The organism is Mucilaginibacter sp. (genome assembly GCF_965225845.1).
Classification (GTDB): domain Bacteria; phylum Bacteroidota; class Bacteroidia; order Sphingobacteriales; family Sphingobacteriaceae; genus Mucilaginibacter.
The window spans coordinates 1,316,448-1,330,116 of record NZ_CBDDBL010000002.1 but is presented as its reverse complement, the minus strand read 5'-3'; the positions used below and the strand labels follow the sequence as shown (position 1 = coordinate 1,330,116).

The 13,669-nt window shown below is 40.5% G+C and carries 14 protein-coding genes; 7 read left to right on the top strand and 7 right to left on the bottom strand.

From position 1 onward, the window contains the following. Positions 1-5: 5 nt before the first annotated feature. Positions 6-1,337 carry an RIP metalloprotease RseP gene (rseP, locus tag ACYZ0U_RS09775; RefSeq protein ID WP_461451903.1) on the top strand — a complete coding sequence of 444 codons (1,332 nt, stop codon included), beginning with the start codon at positions 6-8 and terminating at the stop codon, positions 1,335-1,337. Between the two features lie 74 nt (positions 1,338-1,411). Here the strand turns inward: rseP and ACYZ0U_RS09770 are convergent, their stop codons facing one another. The 6 genes from ACYZ0U_RS09770 to ACYZ0U_RS09745 all read right to left on the bottom strand — a co-directional run bounded on the left by ACYZ0U_RS09770 (position 1,412) and on the right by ACYZ0U_RS09745 (position 8,247). After that, positions 1,412-1,984 carry a DUF4199 domain-containing protein gene (locus tag ACYZ0U_RS09770; protein ID WP_461451902.1) on the bottom strand — a complete coding sequence of 191 codons (573 nt, stop codon included), beginning with the start codon at positions 1,982-1,984 and terminating at the stop codon, positions 1,412-1,414. A 57-nt stretch (positions 1,985-2,041) separates the two neighbouring features. Beyond that, a complete protein-coding gene (locus ACYZ0U_RS09765) occupies positions 2,042-2,635 on the bottom strand; it encodes a DUF4199 domain-containing protein (RefSeq protein ID WP_461451901.1) in 594 nt (197 codons plus the stop codon). Between the two features lie 4 nt (positions 2,636-2,639). Further along, positions 2,640-3,308, bottom strand: coding sequence for a hypothetical protein (locus tag ACYZ0U_RS09760; RefSeq protein ID WP_461451900.1), 669 nt, complete (start codon positions 3,306-3,308; stop codon positions 2,640-2,642). 5 nt (positions 3,309-3,313) lie between these two features. After that, positions 3,314-4,567, bottom strand: a complete 1,254-nt coding sequence (locus tag ACYZ0U_RS09755; RefSeq protein WP_461451899.1) for a dihydroorotase — start codon at positions 4,565-4,567, stop codon at positions 3,314-3,316. Positions 4,568-4,588: 21 nt separating this feature from the next. Then, the gene (locus ACYZ0U_RS09750) at positions 4,589-6,649 is read right to left on the bottom strand and encodes a BatA domain-containing protein (protein ID WP_461451898.1); all 2,061 of its coding nucleotides are present in this window, start codon (positions 6,647-6,649) and stop codon (positions 4,589-4,591) included. Between the two features lie 164 nt (positions 6,650-6,813). Further along, the gene (locus ACYZ0U_RS09745) at positions 6,814-8,247 is read right to left on the bottom strand and encodes an ATP-dependent DNA helicase (RefSeq protein WP_461453695.1); all 1,434 of its coding nucleotides are present in this window, start codon (positions 8,245-8,247) and stop codon (positions 6,814-6,816) included. A gap of 116 nt (positions 8,248-8,363) precedes the next feature. On the opposite strand from ACYZ0U_RS09745, the gene ACYZ0U_RS09740 reads away from it, so the two are divergent. The 4 genes from ACYZ0U_RS09740 (at position 8,364) to coaD (ending at position 11,714) form a co-directional block, all read left to right on the top strand. Next, a complete protein-coding gene (locus ACYZ0U_RS09740; protein ID WP_461451897.1) occupies positions 8,364-9,497 on the top strand; it encodes a glycoside hydrolase family 18 protein in 1,134 nt (377 codons plus the stop codon). Between the two features lie 148 nt (positions 9,498-9,645). Then, positions 9,646-10,461 carry a DUF3822 family protein gene (locus ACYZ0U_RS09735; RefSeq protein WP_461451896.1) on the top strand — a complete coding sequence of 272 codons (816 nt, stop codon included), beginning with the start codon at positions 9,646-9,648 and terminating at the stop codon, positions 10,459-10,461. Next, positions 10,437-10,973, top strand: a complete 537-nt coding sequence (rsmD, locus tag ACYZ0U_RS09730; protein ID WP_461451895.1) for a 16S rRNA (guanine(966)-N(2))-methyltransferase RsmD — start codon at positions 10,437-10,439, stop codon at positions 10,971-10,973. The genes ACYZ0U_RS09735 and rsmD overlap by 25 nt, the downstream gene beginning before the upstream one ends. 279 nt (positions 10,974-11,252) lie before the next feature. Next, positions 11,253-11,714, top strand: coding sequence for a pantetheine-phosphate adenylyltransferase (gene coaD, locus ACYZ0U_RS09725; protein WP_461451894.1), 462 nt, complete (start codon positions 11,253-11,255; stop codon positions 11,712-11,714). On the opposite strand, the gene ACYZ0U_RS09720 is transcribed toward coaD, so the two are convergent. After that, complete coding sequence (locus ACYZ0U_RS09720; RefSeq protein WP_461451893.1) at positions 11,683-12,321, bottom strand: NUDIX hydrolase; 639 nt, start codon at positions 12,319-12,321, stop codon at positions 11,683-11,685. The genes coaD and ACYZ0U_RS09720 overlap by 32 nt on opposite strands. Here ACYZ0U_RS09720 and pyrE point away from each other — a divergent pair, their 5' ends adjacent. After that, positions 12,322-12,963: an orotate phosphoribosyltransferase gene (gene pyrE / locus ACYZ0U_RS09715; RefSeq protein ID WP_461451892.1), complete on the top strand. Its 642-nt coding sequence runs from the start codon at positions 12,322-12,324 to the stop codon at positions 12,961-12,963. A gap of 67 nt (positions 12,964-13,030) precedes the next feature. Then, on the top strand, positions 13,031-13,429 hold the full coding sequence (locus tag ACYZ0U_RS09710; RefSeq protein ID WP_461451891.1) for an SRPBCC family protein: 399 nt from the start codon (positions 13,031-13,033) through the stop codon (positions 13,427-13,429). The last annotated feature ends 240 nt before the right edge of the window (positions 13,430-13,669 follow it).

Here is a 13,669-nt window from a genome sequence, read left to right as displayed (position 1 = left end):
ATAGAATGAGTATAGTAATAATGGTTGGCCAGTTGATACTGGGACTCTCGATCCTGGTAATTCTGCACGAACTTGGCCACTTTTTAGCTGCAAGGGCTTTTGGAATAAAGGTTGAAAAATTTTACCTGTTTTTTGATGCCTGGAATTTTAGCTTATTTAAATTTAACTACAAAGGCGTTGAATACGGAATAGGATGGTTACCATTAGGCGGTTACGTAAAAATTGCCGGTATGATTGATGAATCTATGGATACCGAACAGCTTGCAGGCCCCCCGCAACCCTGGGAATTTCGTTCAAAACCAGCCTGGCAGCGTTTGATCGTGATGCTGGCGGGTATAACCGTTAATATTATACTGGGTATTTTCATTTTTTGGATGCTGACGGTTAGATATGGTGAAACTTATATACCTGTAGCAAATGCGCATTATGGCATTGTACCCGGCGAGATCGGTATTAAAATGGGCCTTAAACCCGGCGACCAAATTTACGCCGTTAATGGCGTGCCGATACAACGGTTTGACGACCTTACCAGCTCTAACGTTTTGCTAAACCACTCAGTGCTAAATGTACAACGGGGTAACCAAAAGCTAAATCTCACAGTACCAAAAGGAATACTAAATGACCTTTCGGACGATGGTATAGAACAGTTCATCAGCCACGAACCACGAACTCAATTTATGGTCGACTCGGTAATGGTTGGCAGCAACGCGCAAAAAGCAGGATTGAAAAAAGGCGATAGCATTGTTGCTGTAAACAACAATCCGATCAGGTTTTTTGACCAATTACAATCGCAATTGGCTCTAAATAAGAATAAAGCAGTTGTTTTACTGATTAAACGCGGAAGCGACACCGTTCATTTAACATCAAACGTTACAGCTGAAGGCACTATTGGTTTTTCTGCTAAAAGAGATTTGGTTAAGGAGGATACTATTAAATATGGTTTCCTGGCGTCATTACCTATTGGCGCATCAAAAGCCTGGGGAACATTTACGGATGATGCCAAAGGATTAGGAAAAGTATTTACAGGCGACGTTAAGTTTAACAAAGCCGTAAGCGGCCCTGTAAAAATCGCGACCATGTTTGGTGGTGTGATAGATTGGGTTCGTTTCTGGAGCCTGGTAGGCCTATTATCAATGGTGTTAGCATTCACCAACCTGTTACCCATCCCGGCATTAGATGGCGGTCACTCTTTATTCCTGTTAATAGAGATGATTAAAGGCAAACCACTAAGCGATAAATTTTTAGAGCGTGCGCAAATTGTTGGATTTGTGCTGCTGATCACGCTGATGGTATTTGTATTCGGTAACGATATATTTAAACAGATTGTGAAGCATTAATAAAGCTGATCCATATAAACTAAAAGCGCTTAATGAAAAATCATTAAGCGCTTTTTTTATGGGAATGTAAATTATTATTCAATAGTTTCATTAACTGCTTCGGCAGCAATCATAGGAGGATTTTTTCTGATACATGCCGCTATGATCAGATCGATAATAGCATAAAGTATAAGTCCTGAACCCAACGTTTTAATTTGGTTGAACAGCGTTGGTTGAATTTTATCAATAAATTCACCATCAGTAAACATTTTGGTAGATTTATCTATCTGATCCTGATCAATACCTAATTTTCCAAGGCGTTGCTGCATCGTATCGGACATGGCATCATTAATTGCTTGCGGCAATGTCGGGTTTAATTTCAGAATTATAAAGTTAAGTATCAAACTGATAATGATAATGCATACGCTTGTTATAAACAGGCTTAAAAATGCCTGCCCGAAGGTCCAAAAACCCCCAACTCTTTTCCTTATATCGATTGCTAATATTACTAACAGGGCAATAACTATAACCAGTGTTAGTAATGGAACAATAAAATTGGTATACTGTATTACAGGATTGATAAAATAAAACACCAGCGTAAGTACAGCAGAAATACCGCCTATGATAAGGCCATTTTTAAAAGATAGTTTATTAATTAATTGATTCATTTGGTTAGGATTTTTGATACTAAAGTAACAAAATTATCCCACCAAACCTTCATTTACTTAAACGGGTTCTTTTTTAAAGATAGATGCAAATACAAGCGACAATACAAATAGCATGATCACGCCGATAATATAATTCTGCACAAGTGAGAAAAGTCCCACGCCGTTGTCAGCAGCAAAAGTTTTTTTCATATCAGCAATTTCAGCATCGATCTGCTTTTGGTTAGCACCGCCAGTTTTCATGCCTTTTATCCTCAGATTTACCATAACCTGCTCGGTTTTGGTTACCATATCGTGTTCGATAAGCTTAGCGAAAATGAAATCCCTTCCAATTGTAAGGATCAGGAAACTTATTAAAAACATTATAAAAACGGCAGCAACCGATTGTTTAAATGACCAAAAGCCGCCAAGCTTTTTGCGCATGTTGAGAATAAACAAAATAGTTACCGCTAAAGGTATAATAATGGCGAAAAAGTACGGGCCGGCAATAATAAGGCCAGGTACTTGTGATGTAGTTATAAAATAGTAGGATATAATGCTTAATGTAAGGACGATTATTCCCAACATTACACCCTTAATTATTGCATTTATTCTTAATTTCCGGTCGATATTAGTTTTTTCCCCGGCACCGTTCTCATCTGGTTTTAAACTCATGAACCTAATTAAATGCAATTAAGATCTCTAAAACCGCCATATCAAACTCAGGAACAGGCGCGTTCTCTGCCATGTTTTCGTACTCATCTTCAGAGAATTCTGAGTTGGAGAAGAAACACATCATCGGGTAAAACAAATCTTTCAATTCTGAATCATCCGGTAATTGTTTAGCAAAACGGGCAATTTCCTCAACCGGGCTTTCAATCAGGATTTGGTTGGCAATTACCGGCTCATATATCTGGTACTCATCCTGGAATTCGTCTTCATCAACCAATAAAAACTCTTTCAGGTAATCATCCAGGCTCGGTTCTATCTCTTCGTCCTCACACTCGTTCAGATATAACAGCAGGTTTAACAATTCTGTCCCCCTGTCTAATGTTTCTTCCTCAATAGCTTCCCATTCCGGCGAATCAAGGTAATCTTCTTCCAGTTTTTTAACATCCTGGCTGAAAAAGTTGATCATCAGCATATCGAAATATACTTCGCGCAATTCTTCAATATCATTGTTGGTATCGAAGACTTCGTCAAGCAAGTCAACTTTGGTTAAAAAGTCTTCGTCGGCGGCAAATACCTCAAAAAAGGTATCGGTAAGCGCAACAGCATCAAAGTTGGTATATTCAGCATAAGCGCCTAATGACGCTTCGATTGCTGATTTAATTTTCGGGTCGATCATGATCGTTATGATTTAAATAGGTGATTGTTGTTACAGGATAACACTACTTTGCCTTTTAAGTTCTGCCCGATGAAAGGAGAATTATAGGATTTTGACTGGTTATTTTGTTTAGTGTATTGCCATTCCGCTTTAGGGTCAAGCAATGTCAAATTAGCTTTTTTGCCTTCAATAAGACTTGCAATTTCCACGTTCAATATCTCACGTGGTTTGATGGCCAATTTTTGTACAATGAGGTTAATATCCAATCCGGCCTTCAATAAGATTGGGAAAACAGTTTGCAGCGCGATAATGCCGTATTCGGCAACCTCAAACTCTACATCTTTAAACTCAACCTCGTGCGGTGTATGCTGTGATACAATTGCGTCTATAGTGCCGTCTTTTAAGCCGGCTATCAGCGCGTCAACATCGCTTTGTGTACGTAGCGGTGGCTTTACTTTATACTGGCTATCGAAGCCTGCTAAAGCTTCATCGGTTAATATTAAATGATGGGCCGCAACATCACAGGTAACTTTCAATTTATTTTTCTTCGCTTCGCGGATCAACTCAACCGAACGTGTTGTTGATATGGTACTGAAGTGAATTTTTGAGCCCGTATATTCAGCCAGATACAGGTCGCGGGCTATCATCAGCTCTTCGGCTAATGACGGGATTCCTTTCATACCTAACAGGGTACTCATTTCACCTTCATGTACTTTTGCTTTTCCTGCTATGGCAGTATCCTCGGGGTATGACAATATTAGCGCGTTAAAGCCTTTGGTATACAATAATGCGCGTTCCATTAGCCCTGCATCCTGCACCGGGCGGTTGCCATCGGTAAAGGCTTTGGCACCGCTCAGGAACATGTCGTACATTTCGGCCATGTCCTTACCGTCGCGTTTGTGCGAGATGGTTCCCAACGGGTAAACATCAACCAAATTGCTTTTAGCACGATTTAATAAGTATTCAACTTCAGCTTTAGAGTGCACAGGTGGTTGGGTATTCGGCATTAGCGCCACGCCTGTAAATCCACCAGAAGCTGCCGCCTTTGTCCCTGTTTGCAGGTCTTCTTTAGTTTCCAACCCAAGCTCACCAATATTGCAGTTCAGATCAAAAAAGCCCGGGGTAACGTATTTTCCTGTCCCATCAATAACCTCTGCCTTGGCGTTAACTTTTGGGGCGATGAGCGTTATATAACCGTCTTCGACTAAAATATCTGCAACTTTTTGATGGAATGAAGAGTTAGGATCAATTACAGTGGCGGATTTGATAAGCAAATTCATTTGCGCTGCTTTATATGTGGATTAATTCGACACTTTATCACTTGCGAAAATTGTTTGTTTGTTAGCCTTATAATATCTAACTAAAAGTATTTCGGCTGCTAAAAATATCAATGCCAAAATTATACAAAGTTTCCATAATTGTAAGCCTATATTTATATCTGTCACCGCATTTTTTAATGATCCGGTACCTGCCTGCAATATCGCGCCCGATTTAGGCAGGATTTTAGCCAGATCAGTATGCGTTAAATAACTCAGGTCAGATTCACTACGATTATCATTGAACGCCAGTACTGCTGCCGTGCTATCCTGCTTTTGCAGGTTATACGTACCTGATTGCTGCACCTGATCCGATAAATAAATCAAGGTGCTTCCCTCTTGCTGCCGAACATCGGGAATAATGTTTAGGCTATCCTTAGTCAACTTCAATAATTGCTTCTCAACGGTTTGCACGGTTGGGATCTCGATAGCTTCATTTTGCCCAATGGTGTAGAATAGCGGCTGGTCGTACCCGCTCAATAATGCTATCCTGAACATCACCGGCAAAAACAGTGCATGCCTTTGCAGGTTACTAAAATCGTCATTCAGGGGAACTGCAGAAACATATACTTTACCTTTACCACTTGAATTTGAGGCCCAGAATATATTATCGCCCGGTAAAGCCATTAAACTTTCACTGTTTAATGATTTGCTTAACTGGTAGTATTTATTTACAACAGGCAGATCGGGATTGCGCGGGAAGCTATCGAATATCCCTTTAAACACCTGGCTTTGCAGGTTGATGGATGCAACTTTAATATTCTCTGTCTGTATTTTTACGGGGTATGGCGCATTGACCGATTGTAATAGTAATTTATAACTATTCAGATCCGCATCAACTGCCGGAAAAACAACCAACGAACCGCCTTTAACTATATACACTTTTAACTGCTGCGCTAAACCGCCGGAAATAGTTTTGATATCGCTTAAAACGATAACCGGGTAGGTACTTAATCCTGCATAATCCACATTTCCCGCGGGTACGTCTTTAACAGAGAAAAATTTATCGGAAGCAAAAACAGCCTGTAAATAGATATTCGGCTTATCATCATCAACCAATAAAACCGGCATTTGCTGTTTAACGTTAAAGCTAAAATAAAACTGGTTGTCAAACGTAACCGGGTTATCCTGCAAAGTAACCTCGCCGTGCTGCCAGCCTGCTTGTAAAGCAGAGATTGACAACGTATCGTTTTGCGCCGACCTCGGGTTTATGGTATAGCTGCCTAATGCTTTTTGCTCATGATTGATCAGGATCTTCAGCGGGATCTTTTCGGCTTTCGTATCTGCATAATTATGCAGGCGAACTACCAGTTTTTCACTTTCGCCGGGGCGATGGGTGGCGCTCAGCAACCAAACCGAATCAACCGCTACGTTCGGTAATTCATTAGCTTTTAGCTGGATGAAATTTATTTTAGTAGTGGAATCGGTTTTGAGCGGAGTAATGTTCGAGATATTCTTTTGAAAGTCGGATATAATATAGATCGACCTAATTGAATTGGCCTGCATCCCTAATAAATTCTGCTGCCTGTCAACCACCTGCTGCAGATTCCTGTTTTGCGGACTAATCTTTACAGCGTCTACCGCATCATTAAATTCATCGCGACTCAACAAACGCTGGTGTTTGCCTTCAAAATCCTGGGTCAATAATTGAAAGCGGTCATTTACGCCATAGGCAGATGCTATTTCCTTAGCCTTTTGCCTGGCCTGATCCAACAATGAACCCTCGCTGTTAAGGGTTTCCATCGAGTAAGAGTTATCTACAAATATACTTACCGACTGCTGTGTGCTTGTGTTAATGGTTTGACTGTTATTTAAATAAGGGCGCGCAAATGCCAGTACCAAAAATGTAAGCGCAAATAAACGTGCTGCCAATATCAGGCGTTCTTTAAGGTTTCTGCGTGATGACTGTTGCTCGCTAACCTGTTTCAGGAACTGTACATTACTGAAATATACCTTTTGATATCGCCGAAAATTGAATAAATGAACCAGGATAGGAATGGCCAATGAAACTAATGCAAACAGAAAGGCAGGATAAAGGAAATGCATATATGCAAATGTGCAGAATTTTGGGCGAATAGTTGAATTGGGATCGAGGAATATTAGCCATCATGTCATTGCGAGTGCCGAAGCAATCGCGAACTCCGCGGGGCCGCTTTTCTCCTTTCGACTACTTTTTTCCTCGCAATAGCATTATTAAAAAATCGCTTCTTTTAAAAAGCTTGTTCATCCCGCTTAGCGGCAAAAAATTGATCGTTAAAATTCACCAAAAACAACTCCTTTGTGGCGCGGGTGCAGGCGGTGTAAAACCACCTTAGGAAATCCTTGTTTACCATTTCGTCGGTTAGGTAGCCCTGGTCTACAAAAACGGCATCCCACTGGCCGCCCTGGGCCTTGTGGCAGGTAATGGCGTAAGCGAACTTTATTTGCAGTGCGTTATAGTAAGGGTTTAGCCTCAGTTCCTCGTGTTTTTGGCGTTTGTTGGTGATGTGGTCGTAATCCTTCATTACCTCTAAATAAAATCGCTTTTGTTCCGTCGGCGGCAGTGCAGGCGCTTCGGAATACAGTGTATCCAGCATAATCTTGCAGTCCAAAACCGGGTCTTCGGCATAATCGGTAAACTCCAGCTGCACATCAGCAAAGCGCAAACCATACATTTCTTCAAACTTGCGCACCTTACGAATGCGGGCAATATCGCCATTGGCAATAAACCCGGTACTGCCTTCTTCCTTGTCCTGCAACCAGAAATAATTGTTTTTTACCACCATGATCTGGTCGCCGCCGGTGAGTTCTTCCTCGCGCCATAAAATCCTGCCACGGATCTGGCGGTTATACAGGTTAGCGTTCTTATTGGAGCGGCAAATGATGAGTGTATTTTCATCACCGTATTTTTGATAGGCATAATTTAAACCCTCTTCCAGCTTCTCACTGCTCATCCTAAAAACATCCTTATAGCCTTTGGTCACGATCTGCGGATAAGCATCTTTTTGCTTTCGGATGATATCGCGCACGTTGGTCACATTAAATAAGATCCCCGAATCCTTTTGCTGGCGGAGCACATCGGTAAGCTCATAGGTGAATATTTTCAGGCTGAACTGTGCTTTCATTAATCTTGCATTAAGTGCAGGACTTTCATCTGATCCTACCGGTGGCAATTGGGCAGTATCGCCGACTAAAAGCAGCTTGCAATTATTTTCGTTGTATACATATTTAACTAAATCGTGCAGCAATGTTTCGCGGTTATTGCCGCTGATCTCGTCGGAGATCATGGATGCCTCATCAACAATAAACAGTGTATCCGAAGCCATATTATCGCTGATAGAAAACGACTCATCAACATTTAAAGCAGATTTTTTGCGGTAGATGCGCTTATGAATGGTGAATGCCTTTTTACCCGAATAACTGGTGATCACCTTAGCCGCCCGGCCTGTGGGGGCCAGCAATACCGATTTCATACTGTAACTGCGCAGGGCCTTAACCAAAGCTCCTACGATGGTTGTTTTACCGGTACCGGCATAGCCACGCAAAATAAAACACTCCTCGCCTGCGCCGCTGGTTAAAAAGCTATGCAGCTTATCAAATAGCTCAAGTTGCTGGGCGGTTGGTTCGTGCGGGAAAGCTTTGCGGATCTGATCTGACACATTCAAAGATATAACATTGGCTTTATAAGCTATTGCTAAAGACAATTTAAGCTAAGAAAAACTATCTTCTTAAATAATTTTAAAAAGTTTTATTTAGATTTATAAACTATATTACAAACCAAATGAAATTTAAAAACCACGTTCTGTTACTAATTATACTCGTAGCACTATTTCAATCCGTTACGCAGGCGCAAAGCAAAAAAGATAAATACATTATTGTTGGCTATATAGGCGTTCATGGCTGGACGGGGAAAGATATTAAAGCCGGACAAATGACTCATATGATTTATGCCTTTGCGCATTTGATTCAAACAGGTGTGCTGGCGCCGGCTTCTGTAAAAGACTCTACCAATTTACTCACCCTAGATAGTGTGCGGACCGCTAACCCCGGCATGAAGGTGTTAATATCGGTTGGTGGCTGGGGTGGATGCCGCTATTTTTCGGATGCATCATTAACTGATAGCTCACGTGCACGTTTTATAAATAGCGCCTTAGCATTTATTACCAAATTTAAACTGGATGGTATCGATATCGACTGGGAATATCCGGGACAAATAGGCGCGAATAATATCTTTAGGCCGGTTGATAAGGAGAATTTTACTTTATTGATGAGGGATTTTCGCAAAGCATTAGATAAACAGGACGCTGCTGATCATCATGGCAAATACTTACTGACTGCGGCTACAGGTGTTGATACGGTTTATATGTCGCACACGGATATTACCGGCATGCAACAATATGTTGATTTTATAAACCTGATGACCTATGATATTTATAATGGCAATGACCATGTAACCGGGCATCAAAGTCCGCTTTACCAATCCGCTGTGGGCAAACAGGAACGGGTAAGTACAGCTGAGGCTATTGAGAATTATATGGCAGAGGGTGTTCCTGCTGAAAAAATTGTGATGGGCCTGCCTTTTTACTGCCGTGGTTGGACAGATGTAAACAATGCAGATGAAGGGCTTTACCAGCCATCAGCAGGACATCATGTTTCATTCAGTTATGATTCATTGGCTACAGCCTACATCAACAAGAACGGTTATGAATACCATTGGGATAAAAAAGCGAAGGTCCCCTATTTATGGAACTCTGAACTGCGCACTTTTATCACTTATAATGATGAAAGAGCTTTCAAGTATAAAGTTCAATACATGAAAAAGCACCACTTAGGCGGGGTAATGTTTTGGGAATACAGCCTTGATATTAAGAACCAGGTGTTATTAAATAAGGTAGATGAATTAGTAGGTAATTGATTTTTAGTTTGATCGCCAATTCAAGTATCCTCGCTTACCAGATTTGAATACAAGCGTAGACACTTGTATGGCGTTGAGAGGCATTCGTGTAATTCAATCAAATTCGTTGGATTAGTGTTCTGAAAAATATTACTTTTGTTCAAACAGGATGAGTAATCACATTTATAACTACCGAGATAGCAATTTGACATCTTACCAGGTGAACAGCAATTATATTTTATTGCTGCACATCTGCACCACAACATTCTCATACGCTATAGTTTACCAAAACAAATTGATGGCCTGGGCAAAAGATTGTAAACTGGAATTTTTGGCCGATCCGGGCGAAGACCATGAACTGCTTGGTTATGAATATAAACATATGGTTGTCGGCATGCACTCGAGCGGCTTTACATTAGTACCGTCTGCTTTGTTTAGCGCGGATAAATTAGCTGAATTTGGCCGTTATCTTGACATCAGGAAAGACGAGAAGGTTTTAGCGCAAACTTTAGATCATGAAAACCGCATAGTATATAAAGTTTCAGAGTGGATAAATAATGCGGCTGAAATATATGGATTGTCCAATACAGTTTTTGAAAATAAAGGATGGATAAACGCAATTGCTAATACCAATCTTACCGCACAGAACATGTATATCAACGTTGATAGTATACGTGCCGACATACTGTATTTTGCTAATGGCAAGATCCGCTTTTACAACCGTTTCGAATTTAACAACCCTGATGAGCTTGCTTACTACGCGGTATACGTAGCCCAGGAGCTTAAGCTCGAGCCAAAAAACCTTACACTGGTTGTAAGCGGGGATATTAACGTGACTGATAAAAATGCCGCCCGCTTAGCCGACTTTTTTAATAGCGTGGAGCAAAACGAAATCTCGGTGTTAATCCTGCCTGCTGAAGTTAAATCTCACCAAATACTGGCTCTTGCTGCACTGTCGTTATGCGTATCATCGGAGGTAGTTTAAAAGGCCTGCGCCTTAACCCGCCAACCAATTTACCGGTACGCCCCACAACCGACCTGGCGAAAGAGGCGCTATTCAACATCCTGCTTAATAAAATTGATTTTGAGGGTATAAAGGTACTAGACCTGTTTAGTGGTACAGGCAACATTTCGCTTGAATTTGCTTCGAGAGGCGCAAGTGAAGTTGTCTCTATAGACAGGAGTATTCAATGCATCAATTACGTAAAAGACACAGCCCGCCAGCATAAGCTTACTCAGGTAAAACCTTTTAAAGCCGACGTATTGAAATACCTGGAAATAGAAACCGAACAATACGACCTGATATTTGCCGACCCTCCTTACGACCTCAGCAAGATACCCGAAATACCCAAGATTATTTTTGAGAAAAACTTATTGCTTCCCGGCGGAATGCTGATCGTGGAACACCAGTCACTGCAAAACTTAAGCAACCACCTGGCTTTTGTTGAACAGCGTAAATACGGTCATTCTTCATTCTCGTTTTTTGTTTCAGAATGAAACACTAACACCTATAAAAAGTCGTTTTTTAAGGTCATTTTTGCGGCTAAAACAACCTTTTAAGGCAATCGCGCATGTTCTATGGGCGAAAAACACACTTTTCAGGCGATTTTTGGTACTAAAAACGGCTTAAAAACCGTTTTTTTGATATCATTAAAAGCGAAAACAGAGTCAAAAGTGTACCATTTATACCAATTGTTTCACTCGTTTCGTGATACAGTAAAACAAGTATTTCAATAATATACCATTATATTTGTTGTAACAAGCATAAGCAAATCTATGAAGATCGCACTTTTCCCAGGCTCATTTGACCCCGTTACCAAGGCCCACGTTGATATTGTAAAACGGTCTATCGGCTTGTTCGATAAGGTTTATATTGGCATTGGTGTAAACAGTTCAAAGGCCGGCTTTCTGCCTGTAGAGACACGTGAGATGATGCTTCGTGCGGTATTTGCACATGAACCCAAGATCCATGTAATTGCTTATGAAGGCCTTACCGTAAATTTCTGCCAGAGCATCGGTGCCGAACATATGATCCGTGGTATCCGTACCGTATCGGATTTTGAATATGAAAAGGCTATAGCTCAAATGAACCACGCGCTGATACCTGATATCGAAAGTATCTTTATTGTAAGTAAACCGGGCTATTCATCCATCAGCTCCACCATCGTACGCGAAATTATGCGCCACAACGGCGATGTGGCCCAGTTTATTCCGAAAGAAGCGCTGGCTTATCTTTAATCAGATCTTCTGTAACCAATACATCTAAGATAGATGGGAAGGTATTCTGGATTATCGCATCAATATGGTTTGGCTTAAACCAGCGTACATCGGTAATACCCTCATCAAGCTGCGGTGTTAATTTAGATTTACCCTTAAAGTACATGGCATACCAATGGGTTTTCTTTAATACAACCTCGCCCCTGCTAATATAGGCATGGTAGGTTTTGCATATTTTATCGCCGAGTTTAGTTACTTTAATACCGCATTCTTCTTCGACCTCGCGCACGGCGGCAACACGTGTTTTCTCATCTTTTTCAATTTTACCTTTGGGCAAGTCCCATTTATCATTCCTGTAAATGAATAAATATTCGCCTTTATTATTCTTTACCAAACCACCAGCAGCTTCTATCAGGGTAATATTTGCGATTATATTTTTGATATAAACTTTGGCATCATTACAAATTATGTAGAAATTATTGTTGCGATGAGCCAGTATCCAAGTGTAAATTATTTTCAAATCAAACATCTGAGCATCAATCCTTTCATAGCTATCTGCCTTTTTAGGTTCAGATTCTGTTAATAGAATTACTTTCTCGTTAATATAAATTCTGTATTTTTGAGCCATATGTTTAACTATAGTGAGGCCGAACAACAAGTGGCCGAGTTTCTACTGCAAATTAAAGCAATTAAATTACAACCTAATAATCCATTTACATGGGCATCAGGCTGGAAATCTCCTATTTATTGCGATAATCGCATCACACTGTCACATCCTACTGCGCGCACTTACATCCGTCAACAGTTAACCAAACTTATACAAGAAAAGTTTGGTGCAGTTGGATGTATTGCCGGGGTAGCAACTGCGGGTATCCCTCAAGGTGTGCTGGTAGCGCAGGAATTGGGTTTGCCGTTCATTTATGTTCGCTCAAAACCAAAAGAACATGGCCGTGGTAATATGATTGAAGGTGATGTACTTACCGGCAAACGGGTTGTGGTTATTGAAGACCTCATATCTACCGGCAAAAGCAGCCTGCAGGCTGTTGAAGCATTGCGCGAGGCTGGTTATGATGTAGCTGGATTGGCCGCCATATTCACTTACGAATTTGACATTGCTACAGATAATTTTAATGAAGCTAAATGTCCGTTTGTTACCTTATCAAACTATAGCGCTTTAATTAAATATGCAGAGCAGAATCAGTATATAACTCCTTACGATACCGCATTACTTACCAAATGGCGCGAAAGCCCGTCAACCTGGGGGCAGTAAACAATCGTCAGTTCTCGGTTTGCATAGCAGAATGCAAACTGCAAACAACCAACTGAAAATCATAAAAATGAAGACATTTCAAAGTACTGTATACATCAATAAGCCCGCTGAAGTTATTTATAACTTTTTATCAGATATGAATAATCATGAAAAATTGATGCCTGCCGATGATATATCTGAGTGGAAATCTATTACTGATGAGGCAAGCTTTATGATCAGGAACATGATTAGACTTTCATTAAAGATTGATGAGCGTTTTGTTAATGAAGAAATCAAAATCGTTCCGGCAGAAAAGCCACCGTTTGATATAGAACTTAAATGGACGTTAAGCCCTGATGGTAACGCTACTAACGTTTTATATGTAATTACTGCCGACCTGAATATGATGATGAATATAGTTGCATCAGGCCCATTACAAAAATTGGCCGACAATGAGACAGCGAATTTATTTAATCTATTAAGCTAATATAAAACTAATACGTTCCTTTACTTTGCTTATTGCTTTGCGCAACCATCATAGATGCGTTAATGGTAACTAATCCTGCTATTAATATCCACATAATCTTTTTAATTTATAATAAATTTCTAAACTCAATCCCTGTTTAAGTACTGTTTAAATATTATTCAAAAGTTAACTTGGTTAACTCATTTATAAATCGGCAGAATAAGTATTTGTACGTATAAATAAGGAGGAAGTTGTACCCAG

What these genes read in the sequence shown, in the direction of transcription:
- rseP (WP_461451903.1), top strand. Translation starts at nt 6, where the DNA reads ATGAGTATAGTAATAATGGTTGGCCAGTTGATACTGGGACTCTCGATC.
- ACYZ0U_RS09770 (WP_461451902.1), bottom strand. Translation starts at nt 1,984, where the DNA reads ATGAATCAATTAATTAATAAACTATCTTTTAAAAATGGCCTTATCATA.
- ACYZ0U_RS09765 (WP_461451901.1), bottom strand. Translation starts at nt 2,635, where the DNA reads ATGAGTTTAAAACCAGATGAGAACGGTGCCGGGGAAAAAACTAATATC.
- ACYZ0U_RS09760 (WP_461451900.1), bottom strand. Translation starts at nt 3,308, where the DNA reads ATGATCGACCCGAAAATTAAATCAGCAATCGAAGCGTCATTAGGCGCT.
- ACYZ0U_RS09755 (WP_461451899.1), bottom strand. Translation starts at nt 4,567, where the DNA reads ATGAATTTGCTTATCAAATCCGCCACTGTAATTGATCCTAACTCTTCA.
- ACYZ0U_RS09750 (WP_461451898.1), bottom strand. Translation starts at nt 6,649, where the DNA reads ATGCATTTCCTTTATCCTGCCTTTCTGTTTGCATTAGTTTCATTGGCC.
- ACYZ0U_RS09740 (WP_461451897.1), top strand. Translation starts at nt 8,364, where the DNA reads ATGAAATTTAAAAACCACGTTCTGTTACTAATTATACTCGTAGCACTA.
- ACYZ0U_RS09735 (WP_461451896.1), top strand. Translation starts at nt 9,646, where the DNA reads ATGAGTAATCACATTTATAACTACCGAGATAGCAATTTGACATCTTAC.
- rsmD (WP_461451895.1), top strand. Translation starts at nt 10,437, where the DNA reads ATGCGTATCATCGGAGGTAGTTTAAAAGGCCTGCGCCTTAACCCGCCA.
- coaD (WP_461451894.1), top strand. Translation starts at nt 11,253, where the DNA reads ATGAAGATCGCACTTTTCCCAGGCTCATTTGACCCCGTTACCAAGGCC.
- ACYZ0U_RS09720 (WP_461451893.1), bottom strand. Translation starts at nt 12,321, where the DNA reads ATGGCTCAAAAATACAGAATTTATATTAACGAGAAAGTAATTCTATTA.
- pyrE (WP_461451892.1), top strand. Translation starts at nt 12,322, where the DNA reads ATGTTTAACTATAGTGAGGCCGAACAACAAGTGGCCGAGTTTCTACTG.
- ACYZ0U_RS09710 (WP_461451891.1), top strand. Translation starts at nt 13,031, where the DNA reads ATGAAGACATTTCAAAGTACTGTATACATCAATAAGCCCGCTGAAGTT.